This window comes from Cryobacterium sp. TMN-39-2, from assembly GCF_004402745.1.
In the GTDB taxonomy this organism is placed as follows: Bacteria; Actinomycetota; Actinomycetes; order Actinomycetales; family Microbacteriaceae; genus Cryobacterium; species Cryobacterium zongtaii.
The window spans coordinates 62,879-83,791 of record NZ_SOFX01000033.1 but is presented as its reverse complement, the minus strand read 5'-3'; the positions used below and the strand labels follow the sequence as shown (position 1 = coordinate 83,791).

16 protein-coding genes are annotated in these 20,913 nt (G+C 70.6%); 5 read left to right on the top strand and 11 right to left on the bottom strand.

Features of this window, described 5'->3' with window-relative positions:
* Nucleotides 1-32: 32 nt before the first annotated feature.
* Nucleotides 33-836: an ABC transporter permease gene (locus E3O57_RS11985; RefSeq protein ID WP_241990402.1), complete on the top strand. Its 804-nt coding sequence runs from the start codon at nucleotides 33-35 to the stop codon at nucleotides 834-836.
* 274 nt (nucleotides 837-1,110) lie between these two features.
* Nucleotides 1,111-2,541, top strand: a complete 1,431-nt coding sequence (locus tag E3O57_RS11980; RefSeq protein WP_241990395.1) for a Mur ligase family protein — start codon at nucleotides 1,111-1,113, stop codon at nucleotides 2,539-2,541.
* A 37-nt stretch (nucleotides 2,542-2,578) separates the two neighbouring features.
* On the opposite strand, the gene hutI is transcribed toward E3O57_RS11980, so the two are convergent.
* The 5 genes from hutI to hutH all read right to left on the bottom strand — a co-directional run bounded on the left by hutI (nucleotide 2,579) and on the right by hutH (nucleotide 9,942).
* Nucleotides 2,579-3,787 (bottom strand): imidazolonepropionase, encoded by a 1,209-nt coding sequence (hutI, locus tag E3O57_RS11975; RefSeq protein WP_103479226.1) that lies wholly within the window; start codon nucleotides 3,785-3,787, stop codon nucleotides 2,579-2,581.
* Nucleotides 3,788-3,907: 120 nt separating this feature from the next.
* Complete coding sequence (locus E3O57_RS11970) at nucleotides 3,908-5,371, bottom strand: formimidoylglutamate deiminase (RefSeq protein WP_241990394.1); 1,464 nt, start codon at nucleotides 5,369-5,371, stop codon at nucleotides 3,908-3,910.
* On the bottom strand, nucleotides 5,368-6,576 hold the full coding sequence (locus E3O57_RS11965) for an allantoate amidohydrolase (RefSeq protein ID WP_103479227.1): 1,209 nt from the start codon (nucleotides 6,574-6,576) through the stop codon (nucleotides 5,368-5,370). Before E3O57_RS11965 ends, E3O57_RS11970 begins: the two co-directional genes overlap by 4 nt.
* Complete coding sequence (gene hutU, locus E3O57_RS11960; protein ID WP_103479228.1) at nucleotides 6,569-8,320, bottom strand: urocanate hydratase; 1,752 nt, start codon at nucleotides 8,318-8,320, stop codon at nucleotides 6,569-6,571. Before hutU ends, E3O57_RS11965 begins: the two co-directional genes overlap by 8 nt.
* Before the next feature lie 41 nt (nucleotides 8,321-8,361).
* Nucleotides 8,362-9,942 (bottom strand): histidine ammonia-lyase, encoded by a 1,581-nt coding sequence (gene hutH / locus E3O57_RS11955; protein ID WP_103479229.1) that lies wholly within the window; start codon nucleotides 9,940-9,942, stop codon nucleotides 8,362-8,364.
* A gap of 154 nt (nucleotides 9,943-10,096) precedes the next feature.
* Between hutH and E3O57_RS11950 the strand changes: the two genes are divergently transcribed.
* Together E3O57_RS11950 and E3O57_RS11945 are read left to right on the top strand one after the other, a co-directional pair.
* Complete coding sequence (locus E3O57_RS11950; RefSeq protein ID WP_088454822.1) at nucleotides 10,097-10,612, top strand: DUF664 domain-containing protein; 516 nt, start codon at nucleotides 10,097-10,099, stop codon at nucleotides 10,610-10,612.
* Between the two features lie 144 nt (nucleotides 10,613-10,756).
* A complete protein-coding gene (locus tag E3O57_RS11945) occupies nucleotides 10,757-11,386 on the top strand; it encodes a hypothetical protein (RefSeq protein ID WP_103479230.1) in 630 nt (209 codons plus the stop codon).
* A gap of 118 nt (nucleotides 11,387-11,504) precedes the next feature.
* On the opposite strand, the gene E3O57_RS11940 is transcribed toward E3O57_RS11945, so the two are convergent.
* Together E3O57_RS11940 and E3O57_RS11935 are read right to left on the bottom strand one after the other, a co-directional pair.
* Complete coding sequence (locus E3O57_RS11940; RefSeq protein ID WP_103460152.1) at nucleotides 11,505-12,041, bottom strand: gluconokinase; 537 nt, start codon at nucleotides 12,039-12,041, stop codon at nucleotides 11,505-11,507.
* Nucleotides 12,042-12,076: 35 nt separating this feature from the next.
* Nucleotides 12,077-13,471 carry a GntP family permease gene (locus E3O57_RS11935; protein WP_103460092.1) on the bottom strand — a complete coding sequence of 465 codons (1,395 nt, stop codon included), beginning with the start codon at nucleotides 13,469-13,471 and terminating at the stop codon, nucleotides 12,077-12,079.
* A gap of 247 nt (nucleotides 13,472-13,718) precedes the next feature.
* On the opposite strand from E3O57_RS11935, the gene E3O57_RS11930 reads away from it, so the two are divergent.
* Nucleotides 13,719-14,465 carry a FadR/GntR family transcriptional regulator gene (locus E3O57_RS11930; protein WP_133159763.1) on the top strand — a complete coding sequence of 249 codons (747 nt, stop codon included), beginning with the start codon at nucleotides 13,719-13,721 and terminating at the stop codon, nucleotides 14,463-14,465.
* Between the two features lie 21 nt (nucleotides 14,466-14,486).
* On the opposite strand, the gene E3O57_RS11925 is transcribed toward E3O57_RS11930, so the two are convergent.
* The 4 genes from E3O57_RS11925 to E3O57_RS11910 form a co-directional block, all read right to left on the bottom strand.
* The gene (locus E3O57_RS11925; protein ID WP_103460094.1) at nucleotides 14,487-15,773 is read right to left on the bottom strand and encodes an ATP-binding protein; all 1,287 of its coding nucleotides are present in this window, start codon (nucleotides 15,771-15,773) and stop codon (nucleotides 14,487-14,489) included.
* A gap of 119 nt (nucleotides 15,774-15,892) precedes the next feature.
* Nucleotides 15,893-16,951: a hypothetical protein gene (locus tag E3O57_RS11920; protein WP_103460095.1), complete on the bottom strand. Its 1,059-nt coding sequence runs from the start codon at nucleotides 16,949-16,951 to the stop codon at nucleotides 15,893-15,895.
* On the bottom strand, nucleotides 16,952-18,181 hold the full coding sequence (locus tag E3O57_RS11915; RefSeq protein WP_103479231.1) for an aminotransferase class V-fold PLP-dependent enzyme: 1,230 nt from the start codon (nucleotides 18,179-18,181) through the stop codon (nucleotides 16,952-16,954).
* An 85-nt stretch (nucleotides 18,182-18,266) separates the two neighbouring features.
* Nucleotides 18,267-20,879: an excinuclease ABC subunit UvrA gene (locus tag E3O57_RS11910; protein ID WP_165787927.1), complete on the bottom strand. Its 2,613-nt coding sequence runs from the start codon at nucleotides 20,877-20,879 to the stop codon at nucleotides 18,267-18,269.
* Nucleotides 20,880-20,913 lie beyond the last annotated feature (34 nt).

Genomic DNA, 20,913 nt, shown 5'->3' with positions numbered 1-20,913 from the left:
CCGGCTCGCCCCGACCCGGCGGCGCCTGGGCGCTGCTGGTCTCCGAACTGACGGTGCTCTTCCGCCGCCGCCGCACCTGGGCGCTGCTGCTCGCGTTGGCCGCGGTGCCGGTGCTCATCGCCGTCGCCGTGCGGCTCTCCTCGCAGGAGCCGACCCCCGGCCGCGGTCCGCCGTTCCTCGACCAGGTCACCCAGAACGGCCTGTTCGTCGCCGTGACCGGACTGATCGTGTCGATCCCGCTGTTCCTGCCGCTCACCGTGGGCGTCGTCGCGGGGGACACCATCGCGGGCGAGGCCGGCCTGGGCACCCTGCGCTACCTGCTCGCGGCCCCGGCCGGGCGGGTCTGGTTGCTCGTGGTGAAGTACATCGGCGCCGCGGTGTTCTGCCTCGCGGCCACGCTCACCGTCGTCACCGCCGGGGTGCTCGCCGGGCTGGCACTGTTCCCGGTCGGCCCGCTGACCCTGCTCTCCGGAGACACCATCAGCCTGGCCGAGTCATTCCTGCGGGCCCTGCTCATCGCCGGCTACGTCACGGTCTCACTGCTCGGCCTCTCGGCCATCGGGCTGTTCTTCTCCACCCTCACCGTGGTGCCCGTCGGGGCGATGGCCGCCACCATCGTGCTCTCGGTCGTGGCGCAGGTGCTCGACTCGCTGCCGCAACTGGACTGGCTGCATCCGTGGCTGTTCAGCCACTACTGGCTCGACTTCGCCGACCTGCTGCGCCAACCGATCGATTTCACCTCGTTCGGCGCCAATGCGTTGCTGCAGGGCGGCTATCTGCTGGTCTTCGGGGCGCTCGCCTACGGCCGATTCGCCACCAAGGACATCCTGAGCTGAGGTCGCCGGGCAACCCGAGACGGGCCCGCGCTGCGCCGCTTTCTATGCAATTGACATGAGTGTGCCAGAACGGGCCGCTATCGCAGGTCCCTTGCAGAACGGGAGCCTACGGTAATATTCTGCCCTCATTCGGGGGGTGAATCCGGAGGCATCTGTTTTGGCAATCGAAAGTACCCCACCCGTCGTTAGACCGAGCAGCCCGCCGCGGGTTCGCTTGGCGGATGTCGCCGGTCGGGCCGACACCTCGTGCGCCCCGGCCGACGCGGGCACAATCGTGACGGGCATCGCCCTCTCCACCCAGTCGGTGCAGCCGGGCGACCTTTTTGTGGCCCTGCCCGGCAAGAACGGTCACGGCGCCGCGTACACCGACGGCGCGGTGCAGGCCGGCGCGGTGGCCGTGCTCACCGATGCAGACGGCGAGGCCGAGGCGCGTGCCGCCGGCGTGCCCGTTCTCGTGAGCGACAACCTGCGCGGCCGACTGGGCGAACTCAGCGCCTTCATCTACGGCACCGCCGACAGCGCCCCCACGATCTTCGGCATCACCGGAACCAACGGCAAGACCACCACCGCCTACGTGCTCGAGGCCGTGCTGCGCCAGATGGGCCTGGTCACCGGCCTGTCCACCACGGCCGAACGCCACATCGCGGGCGAGGTCTTCGTCTCCAGGCTCACCACCCCCGAGGCCACCGACGTGCACGCTCTCCTCGCCCGCATGAAGGAAAAGCAGGTGGAGGCCGTGGTGCTCGAAGTCAGCGCCCAGGGCCTGACCCACGGCAGGGTCGACGGCATCGTCTTCGACGTCGCCGGCTTCACCAACCTCTCGATCGACCACCTCGACGACTACGGCACCATGGAGAACTACTTCGACGCCAAGGAGCTTCTGTTCCGGCCGGACCGCGCCCGAAGAGGCGTCGTGAGCATGGAGACCCCCTGGGGCCTCAAGCTGCTGTCCGAGCCGAAGATCCCGGTGACCTCGATCTCGGCGGATGCCAAGACCGACCCGGATTGGCGCCTGGACATCCTCGAGGCCCTGCCGGAGGCCACCCGGTTCCGGGTGCAGAACCGGGCCGGCGAGTTCGTCGAAACGACGGTCGCGCTGCTGGGCGACCACCTCGTCGCGGACGCCGGGCTGGCCGTGGCGATGATCGTCGAGGCCGGCTACGGCGCCGCCCGGGTGCAGGCGGCGCTGCAGGACGGCATCGAGGTGTACATCCCCGGCCGCACCGAGAGCGTGTCCGGTCCGACCGGCCCGCGCGTCTACGTGGACTTCGGCCACAGCTCCGACGCGTTCGAGAAGACCTTGCGTGCGGTCAAGGCCGTCACCACGGGTCGGGTCATCATGCTCTTCGGCGCCGACGGCGACCGGGACCCGGTCAAGCGCCCCGAGATGGCGCGCGTCGCGGCGGCCGGCTCCGACATCGTGGTCATCACCGACCACCATCCCCGCTTCGAAGACCCGGCCAGCATCCGACGGATGCTCGTGGACGCCGCCAGGGAAGCCTTCCCCAGCAAGCAGATCGTGGAGGTCTCCCCGCCGGAGGCCGCGATCGACTACGCGGTCGACCTGGCCAGGGACGGCGACGCCATCCTCTGGGCCGGACCCGGCCATCAGGACTATCGCGACATTCGAGGCGTGCGCACACCGTACTCGGCGCGCGCTTTGGCCCGGGAGGCCCTCGCCCGGCACGGCTGGCCGGTCTCCTAACTCGCGAACTGTGACTTAATCACCAAAACTCCCGGTTTCAGGTGCTTAAGTCACGGCTTGCGTGGGGGTCGGCGCGCACACCCTCGGTCCAGGTGGCGACGCAGAGCGGCACCCCCGGCCGGTAGGCCAGATGTGCCACCGACGGGGCATCGAGCACCTGCAGATCGGCGCGGCCGCCGATGCGGAGCGAGCCCACGGCATCGGGCCCGTGCTCACGGCCGACCGCCCGCGCCGCGCCGCGGGTGGCGGCCCAGACCGCCTCGCGCACGGTCAGGCCCATCTGCAGCACCGCCGTGGCCACGCAGAACGGCATCGACGTGGTGTACGAGGTGCCCGGGTTGCAGTTGCTGGCCAGCGCGATGTGCGCGCCCGCATCGAGCAGCCGTCGGGCGGGCGGGAACGGCTGCCGGGTGGACAGGTCGCAGGCCGGAAGCAGGGTGGCCACGGTGTCGGAGCCGGCCAGGGCGTCGATGTCGGCGTCGTCGAGGTGGTTGCAGTGGTCCACGCTGGCGCAGCCGAGCTCCACGGCGAGCCGCACGCCACCGCCGGCGCCGAGCTGGTTGCCGTGCAGGCGGAGGCCCAATCCGGCGGCCCGGCCGGCGAGCAGTACCTCGCGGCACTCGTCGACGTCGAACGCCCCGGTGTCGCAGAACGCGTCGATGAAGTCGACGTGCGGGGCCACCGCCTGAAGCATCGGACCTGTCACCAGGTCGAGGTAGTCGCGCCGGTCGATGCCCGGCGGCACCAGGTGGGCGCCGAGGAAGGTGACGACATCGGCGACCTCGGCCGCCGCCCTGGCACCGCGGAGTTCGGTGGCCAGGTCGAGGCCGTAGCCGGTCTTGGTTTCCAGGAAGGTGGTGCCCGAGGCAGCGGCCTCCCGGCGGAGGCGGCGGGCATTGGCGACCAGATCGGCCTCGCTCGCTGCCCGGGTGGCGGCCACCGTGGTGGCTATGCCGCCGGCGGCATATCTCTGCCCGCCCATGCGGGCCTCGAACTCGGCAGCCCGGTCACCGGCGAAAACCAGGTGGGTGTGGGTGTCGACCCAACCGGGGAGCACCGCCCGGCCGTGCACATTCACCTCGCTGTCGGCGGCGGGCGCGTCGGCGGCCGGCCCGATCCAGGCGATGCGGCCGTTCTCGATCACGAGCGCGGCATCCGCCAGCCTGTTGTCGTCATGACTGTCATGGCTGGACTCGGCGGCTTGGGTGGTGAGCTCTGCGATCCCGGTGATCAGTTCGGCGGTCATCGTGGGGCCTTCCGGTCGGGGTGAAGAACGGTGATGCAACTGTTCCTGTTCCGGACAATTGTGGCCGGTGCGCCGGTAACAATTGTCCGCATGGGGCACAGAAGAGCCGGGCGCGGGTGGTCATGCGGGGCTCGGGGCGGCGGGGAAGCTGCTTGTGTCGGGGGAGCTGAGGGCGTCGAAGGGATCGAGGGCGTCGAGCGCATCGCCGAGGAGCGCCGCGGGCGACCCGTCGAGGGCGAGGGCGGCCGCGGCGGTGCCCACCAAGCGGCCGCTGTCGGCGACGATGCGGCCGGCCACGATCACCCGCCGCACGTCGGTCGCCGTGGCGGCGAGCACTAGCTGGTCGAGCCGGGCCCCGATGGTGCGGATGCTGCGCGCATCGACCTCGACCAGGTCGGCCGGGTCACCCGGGACCAGGCGCGCCCGACCGAGGCCGAGGGCGGCGTAACCGTCGGTGCCGGCGGCCTGCAGCAGCTCCGCCGGGGTGAACCGGCCGCGACAACCGGAGGCCAGGCGTTCGCCCATCTCCAGGCCGCGCAGCTCCAGGAACGGGTCGATCACGGCGTTCTGGTCGGAGCCCAGGGCGACCGGTGAGCCCGCGTCGGCCAGGGCCCGGGCCGGACCGATGCCGTCGCCGAGGTCGGCCTCGGTGCTCGGGCACATCGATACGGTGACACCGTTGGTGCCGAGTAGGCGCACGTCGTCGTCGCTGAGGTGGGTGGCGTGCACCACGCTCAACCGTGGTGTGAGGGCGCCGAGGCCGTCGAGCACTCCGGTCGGCGTGACCCCGTATGCGGCCAGGCAGTCAGCGTTCTCTTGCACCTGTTCGGAGAGGTGGATGTGCAGCGGAACGTCGGCCGGCAACCCGGCGAGGATCTCGCGCATGGCCTCCGTCGGGACCGCCCGCACGGAGTGCAGCGCGGCACCGAGGCTGACCAGGGCCGGTTCGGCCGGCCGGGCGGCGGCATCCGCGTCGAGAGTCTCGCGCAGACGCGCCCAGCGGGCCAGCCAGCCGGCGGCGGAACCGTCGCCGAAGGCGCGTTGCTCGGGCCGCAACGGGGTATGGATACCGCCGGCCAGGTAGCTGGTGTCCAGCAGCACCAAGCGGATGCCCACCTCGCGGGCCGCGGTCGCCAGCGCGAGCTCCATGGCGTGGGCCTGCGGGTATGGCGCGCCGCCCGACTGGTGGTGCAGGTAGTGGAATTCGCCGACGGCGGTGTAGCCGCTGACCAGCATCTCGGCGAAAACGGCCCGCGCCAGCCGCAGATAGCGCTCGGGGGTGAGCGCCTGCGCCACGGCGTACATGGACTCACGCCAGTGCCAGAAATCGCCGCCCTGGTCGTGGGTGCGGCCGCGGAGTGCCCGGTGGAAGGCGTGCGAGTGCGCGTTGGCCAGGCCGGGCAGAACAGTGCCGAGGCGGATGTCGCCGGGCTCGACCGGAACACCATCGGCGCGGTCGGTCAGGCGGCCGTCGATGCCGGCGGACAGGCGCACGCCGGCGACCGCGACGCCGTCGACCAGCAGCGCCTCGCACCAGTAGGTGGCGCCTGTCGGCAGCGGGCTGCTCGCCGGGGCCGAGGTCACAACAGCTCCCGCAGCAGGGTGTCGAGGGCTTCGACGCCGGCGAGGCAATCCGCCAGGGTGGCGAATTCCTCGGGGGAGTGCGAAATGCCGGTGGGGTTGCGCACGAACAGCATCGCGGTGGGCAGCCGGGCGGCGAGCACTCCGGCGTCGTGGCCGGCTCCCGTGGCCAGCGCGGGCACGCCGCCAAGCGCGAGGGCCAGGCGGGCGGCCAGCTCCGGGTCGAAGGTGACGGTGCCGGTCCAGGACTCCTCGACCACGGTCGCGGCGCAGCAGGAGTGCGGGGCCTGCAGCCGGGCGGTGATGTCGGCGACCACGGCGCGGGCCTGGTCGTCGGTGTCCGCGCGGGCGTCCAGCCAGGCGGTGACGGCGGAGGGGATCACGTTGGTGCCGCCGGGTATCGCCTCGATGCGGCCGACGGTGGCACGGGCCCCCGGGTTGGCCAGGGCGGCCTGCTGCACCGCGACGATGGCATGTGCCGCGGCCACCATGGGGTCGCGGCGGCCGGACATCGGGGTGGCGCCGGCATGGTTGCCCTGGCCGGTGAAACTCAGCCGCCAGCGCCCGTGGGCGAGGATGGAGGAGGCCACCGCGACGGGTTCACCGAGGTCGATCAGGCGGCGGCCCTGCTCCACATGCAGTTCCAGGAATATGCCGATGCGGTCGAGGGCGGCCTGGTCTCGGCCCAGGTGTGCAGGGTTGAGCCCGGCCGTTTTCGCCGCCTCGGCGAGGGTGATTCCCGCCCGGTCCGTCAGGGCACGGGCCGTATCGGCGTCGATCGCGCCGGAGAGCAGCCGGGAACCGAGGCAGGCCACCCCGAATCTCGAGCCCTCCTCCTCGGCGAACACCAGCACGGCGCAGGGCCGGCTCGGCACGAAACCGGCGGCCTGCAGTCGGGCGACGGCGTCGAGGGCGGAGACCACGCCGAGCGGGCCGTCGTAGGCGCCGCCGCCGGGCACCGAGTCGAGGTGGCTGCCGACCACCACGGCATCCGCGCCAGGTTCGCCCCACCAAGCCCAGGTGTTGCCGTTGCGGTCTGTCTCCACAGCCAGCCCGAGCCGCTCGGCACGTTCGGTGAACCAGGCCCGCAGCTCGTGTTCGGCCGGCTCCCAGAGGTGCCGGGAGTAGCCGGCGGCACGCCGGTCCCTGCCGGTGTCGGCGATCTCGTCGAGGCCGGCCAGCAGGCCGTGCGCGATGAGGTCAGGCATGCGGCGCATCCGCGACCGAGCCGGCGGGCGCATCTGTCTCCCACATCGGCACCCGCAGGCCGCGTTCGCGGGCCACCTCTTCGGCGCGTTCGTAGCCGGCGTCGACGTGGCGCATGACGCCGGTGCCCGGGTCGTTGGTGAGCACCCGTTCGATCTTCTCGGCGGCCAGCGGGGTGCCGTCGGCCACGATCACCTGGCCGGCGTGGATGCTGCGGCCGATGCCGACCCCGCCGCCGTGGTGGATCGAGACCCAGGTGGCGCCGGACGCGGTGTTCAGCAGGGCGTTCAGCAGCGGCCGGTCGGCGATGGCGTCTGAGCCGTCTTTCATGGCCTCGGTCTCCCGGTAGGGCGAGGCGACCGAGCCGGAATCGAGGTGATCACGGCCGATCACGATCGGGGCGGACAGTTCGCCGGAGGCGACCATCTGATTGAACTTGAGGCCGGCCAGGTGGCGTTCCTGGTAGCCGAGCCAACAGATGCGGGCGGGCAGGCCCTCGAAGCGCACCTTTTCGCCGGCGGCGGTGATCCAGCGGCGCAGGTGCTCGTCATGAGGAAACAGGTCCACGATGGCCTTGTCGGTGGCCGCGATGTCGGCCGGGTCGCCGGAGAGCGCCGCCCAGCGGAACGGGCCCTTGCCCTCGGCGAAGAGCGGCCGGATGTAGGCGGGCACGAAGCCGGGGAACTCGAACGCCCGCTCGCAGCCGCCGAGCAGCGCCTCGGCGCGAATGGAGTTGCCGTAGTCGAAGACCTCGGCTCCGGCATCCTGAAAATCGACCATCGCCTGCACCTGCTTGGCCATCGCGGCGCGGGCCCGGTCGGTGAACTCTTCGGGTTTGTCGGCCGCGTAGGCGTGCCAGTCGGCGACGCTGACGCCCTCGGGCAGGTACGCGAGCGGGTCGTGCGCGCTGGTCTGGTCGGTGACGATATCGATGGGTACCTCGCGGGCGCGAAGCTCGGCGAACACTGTGGCGGCGTTGCCGACCAGGCCCACCGACAGTGGCCGGCGATCGGCCTTCGCCGCCAGCACCCGGGCGATGGCGTCGTCGATGTCGTCGGTCATCTCGTCGAGGTAGCCACGCTCGACCCGGCGCTCGAGCCGGGACGGGTCGACGTCGACGATGAGCACGACGCCCTCGTTGAGGGTGACCGCCATCGGCTGGGCGCCGCCCATGCCGCCGGCGCCGCCGGTGAGGGTGAGGGTGCCGGCCAGGGTGCCGTTGAACCTCTTGGCGGCCACGGCGGCGAAGGTCTCGTAGGTGCCCTGCAGGATGCCCTGGGTGCCGATGTAGATCCAGGATCCGGCGGTCATCTGGCCGTACATGGTGAGGCCCAGGGCCTCGAGCCTGCGGAACTCCGGCCAGGTGGCCCAGTCGCCGACGAGGTTGGAGTTGGCGATCAGCACCCGGGGCGCCCACTCGTGGGTACGGAACACGCCCACCGGCTTGCCGGACTGCACAAGCAGGGTCTCATCCTTCTCCAGCGTGGTGAGGGTGCGCACGATGGCGTCATACGCCGCCCAGTTGCGGGCAGCCTTGCCGGTGCCGCCGTAGACCACCAGCTTCTCCGGGTGCTCGGCGACCTCGGGGTCGAGGTTGTTCATCAGCATCCGCAGCGGGCCCTCGGTCTGCCAGCTCTTGGCGGTGAGGGTGTTGCCCCGGGCGGCGCGCACGACGCGCGGGGCGTGCGGGTCGGCGGCCGGCGCATCCGCGGCTGCTGGCGCCGTGCTGTCGGTCAGGTCGGTCATGAGCGGGTCTGCTTTCTCGAGAGCTGGGCGTGCGGATGCGGTTAGTACAGCGAGCCGGTCATGGTCTGCGCGGCGTCGAGTAGGGCGCCGCTGCGTGCGGATGCGGCGACCGACTCGATTTCGGGGGAGAGGAACCGGTCGGGGCCGGGGCCGGCAACGCCCCGGCGCACCTCGGCCAGCACGGCACCGGTCGCGGGCCCGGGCTTCAGCGGCGCGCGCAGGTCGAGGGCGCGGCTCGCGGTCATGATCTCGATGCCGAGCACCCGGGCGAGGCCGTCGATGCCGGTGCGGAGCTTGCGGGCGGCGTGCCAGCCCATGGATACGTGGTCCTCCTGCATGGCCGAGGAGGGGATCGAGTCGACCGAGGCCGGCACGGCGAGGCGCTTGAGCTCGGAGACGATGCCGGCGGCGGTGTACTGGGCGATCATCAGGCCGGAGTCGACCCCCACGTCGTGGGCGAGGAAGGCCGGCAGACCGTTGTTGCGGGCCGGATCGAGCATCCGGTCGGTGCGGCGCTCGGACATGCTCGCCACGTCCGCGACGGCGATGGCGAGGAAGTCGAGCACGTAGGCGACCGGGGCGCCGTGGAAGTTGCCGTTGGACTCGACCCGGCCGTCGAGAGTGACGACGGGGTTGTCGATCGCTGAGGCCAGTTCGCGGTCGGCGATGCGGCCCGCGTGCTCAACGGTGTCCCGGGCGGCGCCGTGCACCTGCGGGGCGCAGCGCAGCGAGTACGCGTCCTGCACCCGGGTGCACTCCGGGGTCTGGTGGCTGGCCACGATCGGCGAGCCGGCGAGCAGGTGGCGGAGGTTCTCGGCGGAGGCCTGCTGACCCAGCTGCGGGCGGAGGCCGGCGAGGTCGGCGGCGAAGACGGCGTCGGAGCCGAGCAGGGCCTCGATGCTCATCGCGGCGGCCACGTCGGCGGTGGAGAACAGGGTCTGCAGGTCGTGCAGGGCCAGGCTGAGCTGGCCGAGCATGCCATCCGTGCCGTTGATCAGGGCCAGGCCCTCCTTCTCGGCCAGGAGCACCGGCTCGAGGCCGGCGGCGGCCAGGGCGTCGGCGGCGGGCAGCTCAGTACCGGCGCGGTCGCGCACGGTGCCCTCGCCCATCAGCGCCAGGGCGCAGTGCGCCAGCGGGGCCAGGTCGCCCGAGCAGCCGAGCGAGCCGTATTCGCGCACGATCGGGGTGATGCCGGCGTTGAGCAGGCCGGCATACGCCTCCGCGGTCGACAGACGGATGCCGGTGCGCCCGGTGAGCAGGGTGGACAGGCGCAACAACATCAGGGCGCGCACGGTCTCCCGTTCCACCTCGGGGCCGGAGCCGGCCGCGTGTGAGCGCACCAGGCTCTGCTGCAGCCGGGTGCGATCGGCGGCGTCGATGAAGGTGGTGGCCAGGGCGCCGAAGCCCGTGGAGATGCCGTAGTGCGGCGCCGTGTCGGTGGCGAGCACCTCGATGGTGGCCCGGCTGGCGGCCACGGCGGCGCGGGCGTCATCGCCGAGCAGCACCGGGGCGTCGTGGCGGGCGACGGCCACGACATCCGCCACGGAGACCGGGCCGGTGCCCACTGTGACGGGGAACGGGGTGATGTTGGTGGCGGGCAGGACGGTGTCGACGGTGTGCATGTGTCCATCTGACTCCTGCCCGGTCCTCGGCGCACGGGGCTCAGCCGACTTGGTGTCTCGGATACGAGACACTTGCCGGATCCCCACAGCGGGCTAGGGTGGCGCGTGAACGGGTCCTCGGGTGGGCCGGTCGTCGACCCACAGGAGGTACCGGATGCTGTCGACCGACCTGATCACGGATGCGTTCGGCCGTGTGCAGGGGGCTGTGCACGCCGCCCTCGTCGGAGCCGGCCCCGAGCTGCTGGGGTACCGGGCCGACCACGAGGCGAACACCATCGCGTGGCTGGTCTGGCACCTCACCCGGGTGCAAGACAACCACGTGGCCGATCTCATGGGCGAGCCCCAACTGTGGACGTCGGCGGGCTGGCAGAAACGGTTCAACCTCCCCTTCGCGCCGACGGCGACCGGCTACGGCCAGGGTTCCACCGAGGTAGCCGCGGTGCGGGCCGGTGCTGACCTGCTGCAGGGTTACTTCGACGCGGTGCACGAACGCACCCTCGGCTACCTGGCCACCCTGCACGAGGACGATTTCAGTCGCATCGTCGACACCCGCTGGACCCCGCCGGTGACCCTGGCGGTGCGGCTGGTCAGCGTGATCGCCGACGATCTGCAGCACGCCGGCCAGGCCGCGTACGTGCGCGGGTTGGCGCAGCGGGCCGGCCTGCTCTGAGCCGGGCCTGCCTGCCTGCCTGCCTTGCCTGCCGCGAGAGCGGCCACGTGGCTGCCTGTGGCCGCGGAGGTGACCGTTCGACCGCTCTCGCGAGAGGGATCGCCCGGCTAGGCTCGGTGTCAGCACCTCGACACTGGAGAGCCCGTGGCCCACTCGTATCCGCTGTATGTGAACGTGCTGGCGCAGTGCTTCTGCTGCCAGTCGCTGCAGCCGTTCCACTTCACCTCGGCGACCGACCAGGTCGTGTGCGGCCACTGCCTGCGCCACCTCGGGCCCGAAAAGGCCGAGCAGCGCGACGCCGACCACATCAAATTGTGGCTGGGGCAGTTCGCCGCGCAGCAAGAGACCCTTCAGGAGCTGGACGCGACGACCACCGCGACGATCGCCGAGCGGGACGCCGAGATTGCGGCGTTGGCCGCCCAGGTCGCCGACCTCACCGGCATCGTGGCCGGCCGCTTCGACCGCGGGCCCGACGCGGGCCTGCGCGGCCTGCTCGAGACCGAGGTGCTCAAGCGGGCCGAGCGCAAGGCCGAGCTCGGCCAGCGCCGAACGGATGCGGCCATGGCCGTGCTCTGGGAGATTGACCGTCTGCACCGGGTGACGCCCGCCGACCCGCAGCACTGCGGATGCGGCAAGTCGGCCGCTGCCTGCCCCGAAACACGTGCACTCAACCCGATGCGCCAGGCGCTGGGCGACTGGGAGAGCAAGAACCAGAAGCTGCACGCCGCCGGCCAGCGGCACGCCCTGCCCGCCGGGCATCCCGACCTCACCTGACGCGCTGCGCATCCACCCTGACCGCACCCTTACCAGCAGACAACTGTTCCCGGTGCGGACAATTGCGCCCGGTGTGCCGGGCGCAGATGTCCGAATCGGGCACAGATGTGGCGCTGGGCTAGCGGGCGACCGAGGACTGGCCGGGATCGCGCGCGCCGAGGCTCGACGAACCGGGGCTCGGCGTGAGGCCGAGGCGGCGCACGATCTCGGCGGCCTCCTCGGCGGGCTTCCGGCCGGCGTCGATGGTGATCGCGTTCTCGTCGGGCTCCGGCGGCTCGAGCGCGTCCACCTGCGAGTCGAGCAGCGAGGTGGGCATGTAGTGGTCGTGCCGGGTGGCCAAGCGGCGCCCGATCAGGTCTTTCGACCCGGTCAGGTGCACAAAGATCACGTTGTGCTCGCGCAGCACGTCGCGGTAGCGGCGCTTGAGCGCCGAACAGGTGATGATGCCGGGCACGCCCGCCATGGAGTGCTCGATGATCCACGAGGAGATCGTGTCGAGCCACGGCGCGCGGTCTTCATCGTTGAGAGGCTCGCCAGAGGACATCTTGTCGATGTTCTCCTGCGGGTGCAGGTCGTCGCCCTCTTCGAGGTCCCAGCCGAGCTGGCCGGCGAGGATTCCCGCCACGGTGGACTTGCCGGATCCGGAGATTCCCATGATCACGAGCACGGGTTGCTGATTCTCGAACACGGCTAGATCACGATGTTCAGGAGGAGGACGCCGGCCAGGCCGGTGACGGAGATGAGGCACTCCATGACCGTCCAGGTCTTCAGGGTCTGCGGAACGCTGGTGCCGAGGTACTCCTTGACCAGCCAGAAGCCTGCGTCGTTGACGTGCGAGAGGAACAGCGAACCGGCGCCGATGGCGAGCACCATGAGCGACACATCCGTGGAACTCAGGCTCGCGGCGACCGGGGCGAGGATGCCGGCGGCCGTGACCGTGGCGACGGTGGCCGAGCCGGTGGCGACGCGAACCAGCGCGGCGACGACCCACGCCAGCAGCAGCACCGAGACGCTCGAGCCGTTGACCGCGTCGGCGATGACGGTGCCGATGCCGGTGTCGATGAGCACCTGCTTGAAGCCACCGCCGGCGCCGACGATGAGCAGGATGCCGGCGATCGGGGGAAGCGAGTCAGCGAGCGACTTCGAGACCGCAGCGCGGTCCATGCCGCCGCCGCGACCGAACACGATCATGGCGTAGATCACGGCGATGCCGAGCGCGATCATCGGGGTGCCGAGGAAGTCCAGGGTGGCGTTGAGCGGGTCGGTCGAGCCGGGGTTGATCGCGTCGGCGATCGACCTGGCGAGCATCAGCACGACCGGCAGCAGGATTCCTGAGACCGTGGCGATGAAGCTCGGGCGCTTGATGTTCTCTTCGAGACCCTGGTCGGCGGCGGTGATGAACATCTCGGGAACGGGCACCTTGACCCAGCGGGCAGCGAACTTGCTGAACAGTGGGCCGGAAATGATCACCGTGGGGATGGCGATGAGCACGCCGATGGCCAGGGTGAGGCCGAGGTTGGCGTTCAGGGTGGTGACGGCCACGAGCGGGCCGGGGTGCGGCGGCACCAGGCCGTGCATGACCGACAGGCCGGCGAGGGCCGGGATGGCGATACGGATGAGCGACTGCCCGCTGCGACGGGCGACCAGGATGATGACGGGGATGAGCAGGACCAGGCCGACCTCGAAGAACATCGGCAGGCCGATGAGGCCACCGATCAGGGCCATGGTCCACGGCAGGGTGCGCACGCTCGAACGGCTCACCAGTGCGTCGACGATGCGGTCGGCTCCGCCGGAGTCGGCCAGCAGCTTGCCGAACATGGCGCCGAAGCCCACGAGCACACCCACGCCGGCCATGGTGGAGCCGAAGCCCGCACCGAAGCTGGTGACCGCGGCGTTGGGGGCCATGCCGGCGCCCACACCCACGCCGACGGCGCCGATGGACAGGGCCAGGAAAGGATGCACCTTGAGCCACGTGATCAGCACGATGATCACGGCGACGCCGATGGTCGCCGCGAGAATGAGTTGCAGGGTGCTGCCGGCGGGAACCACTGGTTCCACCGCCTGAATCGCGCGGGTCACATTCATCTCGAGAATCCGTTCCGAGGCCGCGTCCCTGCGACCCCTTCGTCATGTGGTGAACACGTAAGTCGCCCTCTCGCCGCGGGATGCGGCATAGTGAAGGAGGAAGTACGTAATCTGATTAATCTGATTAATCGGATTTATGAAGTCTTACACAACGACGGCGATGCAGGCAACATCACCGAAGTGCAGAGTGCGATGACGCAGGCTGGGACGGATCGGTGCGACGGGGTCGCACCGGGTGAGTGAGGGTGTGACAGTGACTGCAGTGGGCGACGAAACCTGGCGGGACCGGGGATTGCACGCGCGAGTGGTGAATGCGCTCGGCCAGGAGATCGTCGACGGAACCTACGCGCCCGGCGACATCCTCAATCTGGACAGACTGAGCGAACGGTTTACCGTGTCGCGCTCGGTGCTGCGCGAGGCACTCCGGGTGCTGCAGTCTCTGGGCATGGTCGAACCCCGGCAGCGCGTGGGCACGCAGGTGCTGCCCCGGCAGTTGTGGGACCTCTTCAGCCCGCAGATCATCCAGTGGCGCGGCCAGGGAGACTACTTCGCCCAGATGCGCGAAATGCTCGAGCTGCGCCTGGGCATCGAACCCGTGGCCGCGCGGCTGAGCGCCCGCCTGATGACGACAGAGGAGCGGGAGGCCGTCGCCCGGGCCGCCGCCGTCATGGTCCAGTCCGACCAGGCACAGGACGGCCGGCGGTACCTCGAGGCCGACGTCGACTTCCACACCCTGATCCTGCAGGGCTCGGGCAACGCGGTGATGGGCCACTTCGCGAGCACCGTGGCGGCGTTGCTGCGCACCCGGGAGCAGGAGAAGCGCTTCACGATCACCGAGTACACGCCGCCGTCCGCCCATCGGCACAACGACCTGGCCGAGGCCATTGTCGCGGGCGACGAGGATGCCGCCTACTCCTGCGCGTATGCCACCCTCGAGGCCACCCTCACCGAGTTCGTGCAGGAGTCGGCCGACGCGAACTCCACCGCGGGCTAGTTCTCCGTAGCCGGGGCCGGCTCAGAGCCGCGCGAGCCGGTCGATGTCCTCGAGGAACTCGGCGGCCACCTGCGCCGACACCGTCGTGCGGGTGCCGCGGATGCCGGCCAGATAGTCCTGGGTGCCCGGCCCGCCGGGCACGGACTCGTCGGCGCCCGCGGAGAGGGCATCCTCCAGGGCCTGCTGGGAAGCCCGACGGGCGGCGTATTCGATGTCGGCTGGGGAGAAGCCGTCGCTGGCCGCGACGAGGGCCGCGAGGTCGACGGTGCCGGCCACCGCCGGGGGAATGTAGCGCTCCCAGATGGCCTGCCGGGCGGCGGCATCCGGCAACCCGATCGGCACCACGTAGTCGAATCGGCCGTGCCGCAGGAACGCCGAGTCGAGGGTGCGGATGAAGTTGGTGGCGCAGACGAGCAGCCGCCCGGGCCGCTCGCGGAACGCCGGGATGAGCTTGAGTAGCTCGTTGGTCACGCCCTGCAGGGGCGAGGGCGGTTCGCCACCGCGCTGGGCGGCGATCTCCTCGACCTCGTCGATGAAGACCACCACGTTGTCGAGGTCGTCGATCTTGTGGAACGTCTCCCGCAGCGCCCCGGCCAGTCCTTGCGGGTCGCTGGCCAGCCGGGACGGGAACACCTCCACGAACGGCCAGTCCAGCCTGGACGCGATGGCCTTGGCGAAGGTGGTCTTGCCGGTGCCGGGCGGGCCGAAGAGCACCACGGCCTTGGGCGGCACAACGCCGTATTGTTCGGCCATCTCCGGCCGGGCCAGGGGCATCACCAGGCGCCGCTCGAGCAGTTCCTTCTCGCGCACCATGCCACCCACGCTCGCCCACAGGTCCCGCGGCAGGATGCGCCCGCCGAGGTCGGCCAGGGCCCTGATCGACTGGCCCTGCACCGGGATGCGGCGCTCGAAGTAGCTGAGGTGGTTCTTGATTTCGAACCCGCGGTTGAGGAACGCGTCGACCCTGGTGGCGGTCTCCGGCATCAGCGCCGAGAGCTTGGTCAGGCCGTGCGGTGCCATCCGTCGTTCGAGGGCGGCGAGCAGGGCCGAACCGATGCCGTGGCTCTGCCACGGTTTGGTGGTGGCGAGGAACACGATCCAGCCCTGCGCGTGGGCGGCCCGGCCGACCGCGGCGCCGACCACCTCGTCGCCGTGCACGGCCACGACGGCATCGTCCTTCTGGCAGGAGGCGAGCACCTCAGACAGGGCGTAGACAGGGTCGGTGCTGGAGGCGGTGATCTCCTCCCACAGGCGCAGGATGCCGTCGAGATCGTCGGTATGAAAGTCGCGGATACGCCACTCGGTCATCGGGCTCCCTCGGTGTGTGAGGTCACTATGCCACCCTCCCTACCGCGACCCGTGACTCAATCCCCACAAGTTTGCGATTTTTGGGGCTTTCCTCACGGTTCGCGGATGGGCGGGCCCGGCTACTGCAGTCCGTCGACCGAGACCAGGCCGTCGTGGCGGCGGCCGTCGAAGATGATCGTGGGGATCTTCACGGTGGCGATCTTCTCCTCCACGAGGGTCTTGTTGGCGGCGATGATGTCGGTAACCGTGTCCGAAGCGGCCTCGGTCACGACCGCGTCGATCTGGTCGGCGGAGAGGCCGAACTCGCCGAGCCAGTCGACCAGGGTCGCGGTGGCCTCGTCGGAATCCATCGAGTTGATGGTTTCCTGCCACGGCAGGCCGGTTTCGGCCTTTTCGGTGAAGATGCGCTCGAGCACCTGCCAGTCGACGGGGGTCTCGGCGCCGTCCAGCGGGTGCAGCCGCAGGGCCTCGAGGTACTGGGTCACCAGCAGCGAATTGGGGAACTTGTAGCCCTCGGTGCCCGCGATCGGGTAGGCGATATAGGTGAGGTTGTAGGCCGATTCGAAGCCTGCCTCCTCGATGTTCTGGAACAGCGCCTTGCAGAAGGTGCAGCCGGGGTCGATGACCTCGACGGCGACGGGGTTGGCGGTGTCCTCGGTGAGGTAACTGGCGTTGGCGGGCAGGTAGTCCTCGGCGGTCCAGGTCTGCAGGCGGGCCGGGATGGCCGCGAAGGTCTCGCCGAGGCTGCCGAATTCGTTGCCGAATGCGCCGAGCACGTCGAACTCACCCAGCGACTCCATGAAGCCCGGCGTTTCATCCGGGATCGAGCAGGCCTCGGCGCCCAGGGTGCAGGATGCCGAATCCTGCTTGTTGCAGGTGCCGTAGACGTAGAGGTTGACGGCGCTTTTGACCACGGTGTAACCCGACCAGATGGTGGTGACCAGAACGAGCACGGCAAGGATCTCGAGGCCGATGCTGGCCGGACGCACGAGCCCCGGCCGGCGCACGGCGATCGGCGCGAGCAGGTGGTCCTTGATGTCCTGCTTGAAGGTGGTGTCGCAGGGCCGGAAGGTGACCCGGCGCCAGGTGCAGTTCCAGGCCTTGCCGACGTAGCGGCGGTACTTGGCCGAGAAGGCGGCCATGACGACCAGGACGATGAATGCGGCGATGCAGAACACTTAGGAGAGGCCTTTCATCAGCCGGGTGAGGGCCTGCGTGGCCGAGTCGATGTCCGACTCGGTCGAGTGCAGGCCGAGGGAGAGGCGCAGCAGCGGGGGTAGCCCGAGCTGTTCCTTCAGGTAGTGGTGGGCGCAGAAGTAGCCGCTGCGCACGGAGATCCGCGAGTGCGAGAGGAACACCGCGAGCCGGTGCGAGTCCTGCGCGGGCGCGTAGAGGCTGATCACCGGGCTGGGCTCGGTGTTCAGCAGTGTGAGTCCGGGGATCTCGGCGAGGCCGTCGTGGAGCCGCCTGGACAGGCCGGTGATGTGCTCGGCGGGGGTGAGCCCGCCGGGGCGGACGTCGCCGAGCCACTCGATCGCCCGGCCGAGCGCGATGATCTCGCCCCAGGCCTGCAGGCCCGGTTCGAGCAGCGCCGCCGGGTCACCCTGAACGAGGTCGAAGTCGTTCTCGCGCACGTCGGAGACCATGCCGCCGCCCACGAAGCCGAGCTCGAGGGAGGTGAGCAGCTCGTGCCGCGCCACGACGACGCCGAGACTTGCGGCGTACATCTTGTGGCCGGAGAAGCAGACCGCATCCGCCTCGGTCTTCTGCAGCAGCGCCCGGCTGTGGCCCATGGCCTGGGCGGCGTCGACGATGACGATGCCGCCGCGGGCGTGAGTGTCCCGCACGAGGTCGGCGAGGTTGCTGAGCTGGCGGCCGTCGATGTTGGACGTGGCGTTGACGACGACGACGGCCTTCTCCAGCTGCGCGGGCTCGTAGAGCAGGGCGCCGTCGGCGGCGCGACCCAGCACCAGGCGGTCGACGCCCAGCCGGCGGGCGGCGGTGATGGTGGGCAGGAACACCGAGTTGTGTTCGACGTGGCTGGTGACGACCCTGGTGAAGCGGCCAAGCGGCAGCTGCTGCAGGAGCAGGTTGAGGCCGTAGGTGGTGTTGAGGGTGAACGACACGGCGTGGCTCTTATTCGAGAGCCCGAGCAGGCCGAGCACGGCCTTGCGGGTGTCGGCCACCGCGGCATCGACCTTCAGGCCCCAGACGTATTTCACCCGTCCGCCGCAGGCGTTATAGGTCGTGTAGTAGTCGGTGAGGGCGTCGATCACGGGCTGCGGGCGCAGGCTCTGGCAGGCGGCGTCGAGGTAGACCTCACCGGATTGCAGGTAGCCGAAATCGCCCGACCGGCCCGTGTCGAGTCGCTCGGCGGCGGGCCTGCGGAACAGCGTGCTGCGCTTCATAAGGTCTCAACTCCAGGCTCAGCTTAGATTCGCGGCTGTTCCGGGAATGGGGACCAAAGTCCCGTTTGACCGGGTGTAGCACCGTTTACACAGCCAGCTCCAAGCGTTGGGCGAGGTAGGGCGCCGTGCGGCTGTGCGGATGCGCCGCGACAGTCGCCGGAGTGCCCTCCGCCACGATGCGGCCGCCCGCGCTGCCGCCGGCCGGGCCCAGGTCGATGACCCAGTCGGCCGCGGCCACGACGCCCATGTCGTGCTCCACCACGACAACGGTGTTGCCCGCGTCGACGAGCCGGCCCAGCTGCGTCATCAGCAGCTCCACATCGGCCGGGTGCAACCCGGTGGTGGGCTCGTCGAGCAGATACAGGGTGTGGCCGCGGCGGGCGCGCTGCAGCTCGGTGGCCAGCTTGATGCGCTGCGCCTCACCGCCGGAGAGCTCGGTGGCCGGCTGGCCGAGCCGCAGGTAGCCCAGACCCACCTCGCGGAGGGTCGCCAGGCTGCGGGCGGCGCTGGGCACCTCGGCCAGGAAGTCGGCGGCCGCGTCGACGGTGAGTCCCAGCACGTCGGCGACGGACTTGCCGTTGTAGAGCACCGCGAGGGTCTCGGCGTTGTAGCGGGAGCCGTCGCAGGTCGGGCAGGGTGCGTAGCTGCCGGGCAGGAAGAGCAGCTCCACGGCCACGAAGCCCTCGCCCTGGCAGGTGTCGCAGCGGCCGCCGGCCACGTTGAAGGAGAACCGACCGGCGCCGAAGCCGGCGGCCTTCGCCGCATCCGTCGCCGCGAAGGTGGACCGCACGGCGTCGAACAGGCCCGTGTAGGTGGCCAGGTTGGAGCGCGGGGTGCGGCCGATGGGCTTCTGGTCCACGCGCACCAGACGGTCGATGGCCCCGGCACCGGTCACCGTGTCGACGACGGTGCTGGCACGGTCCGCACCGGTCTCGTCGTCATCGGCGTCCTGGGCGGCCTGCTGGTCGGCCGCGCCGTCTCCGGCAGCGCTGGCGGCGGGCCCGGCGTCGACCGGGCCCTGGCGCAGTTCCCGGCCCACGGCATCCGCCAGCACCCGGCTGACCAGGGTGGACTTGCCCGACCCCGAGACACCGGTGACGGCGGTCAGCACGCCGAGCGGCACCTTCACGTCAAGGTCGACGAGGTTGTGCCGGGTGACGCCGGTCAGGCCCAGCCAGGCGGCCGGCTCACGGTGCGCCGGCGCCGCCGAGTCGCCCATGGAGGGGAACAGGTAGCCGCGGGTGACGGAGGTCTCGACCTCGGCCAGCCCCGGCACCGGGCCGCTGTAGAGCACCTCGCCGCCACCGTCGCCCGCGCGCGGGCCCACGTCGACGAGCCAGTCGGCGCGGCGCACGACGTCCATGTTGTGTTCGACCACGAAGACCGAGTTGCCGGATGCCTTGAGCTGTTCGAGCACCACCAGCAGCGGTTCCGCGTCGGCCGGGTGCAGCCCCGCGGAGGGTTCGTCGAGCACGTAGATCACACCGAACAGGCCGCTGCGGAGCTGGGTGGCGATGCGCAGCCGCTGCATCTCGCCGGGCGACAGGGTGGGGGTGGCCCGGTTCAGGCTGAGGTAGCCCAGGCCCAGGTCGATGAGCACCTCGAGGCGGCGCACCAGGTCGCCGGCCACGGTGACGGCCACCTCGGTGACCTCGCCGGACTGCGCGGAGCGGTGCGACCCGGTGGCCCCGGTGAGCTCGGCGGTGGGCCGCAGCACCTCGGCGAGGTCGCTGAGGGTGAGGGCGTTGAGTTCATTGATCGGCCGGCCGGCAAAATGCACCGCGAGGGCCTCGGCGCGCAGGCCGCTGCCGCCGCAGAGCCGGCACGGGCCGGTCTCCACGAACGCGAGCACCCGCTGGCGCATCTGGGCGCTCTTCGAATCGGCCAGCGTGTGCATCACGTAGCTCTTCGCGCTCCAGAACCGGCCCTTGTACGGCTTGGCCACCCTGTCTCGCTGCGGGGTGACCTCCACGACGGGCTGCTCCTCGGTATAGAGGAGCCAATCGCGCGACTCGCGGCTGAGCTGTGACCACGGCACGTCGATGTCGTGGCCCAGCACCCCGGTGATGTCGCGCAGGTTCTTGCCCTGCCAGGCGCCGGGCCAGGCTGCGATGGCGCCGTCGCGGATGCTCAGGCTCGCGTCGGGCACCAGGAGGGGTTCAGTGACGGTGTGCGAGATGCCCAGGCCGTGGCACTCCGGGCAGGCGCCGGTGGCCGTGTTGGGCGAGAAGGCGTCGGAGTCCAAGCGCAGGTCCGACCCGGCGGGGTAGGTGCCGGCGCGGGAGTAGAGCATCCGCATCGAGTTGGACAGGGTGGTGACGGTGCCCACGCTGGAGCGGGAGCTGGGCGAGCCGCGGCGCTGCTGGAGGGCCACGGCCGGCGGCAGCCCGGTGATGAGGTCAACGTGCGGGGTGTGACCCTGCTGGATCAGGCGGCGTGCGTACGGCGCGACGGACTCGAAGAACCGGCGCTGGGCCTCGGCGAAGATGGTGCCGAAGGCCAGCGACGACTTGCCCGAGCCGGAGACTCCGGTGAAGGCGACGATGGCATCGCGGGGGATGTCAACGTTGACGTCTTGCAGGTTGTTCTCCCTGGCACCGCGCACACGCACGAAGCCGTCAGCGCCGGGGTGGGCGGCGAGGTCCGCCGGAAGGGCCGGAGAAATGGGTGCCGAAGAAGTCAAGGGAGAGTGAGGCATTCGATCGACTCTAGTTCGGCCCCCTGACACTCGA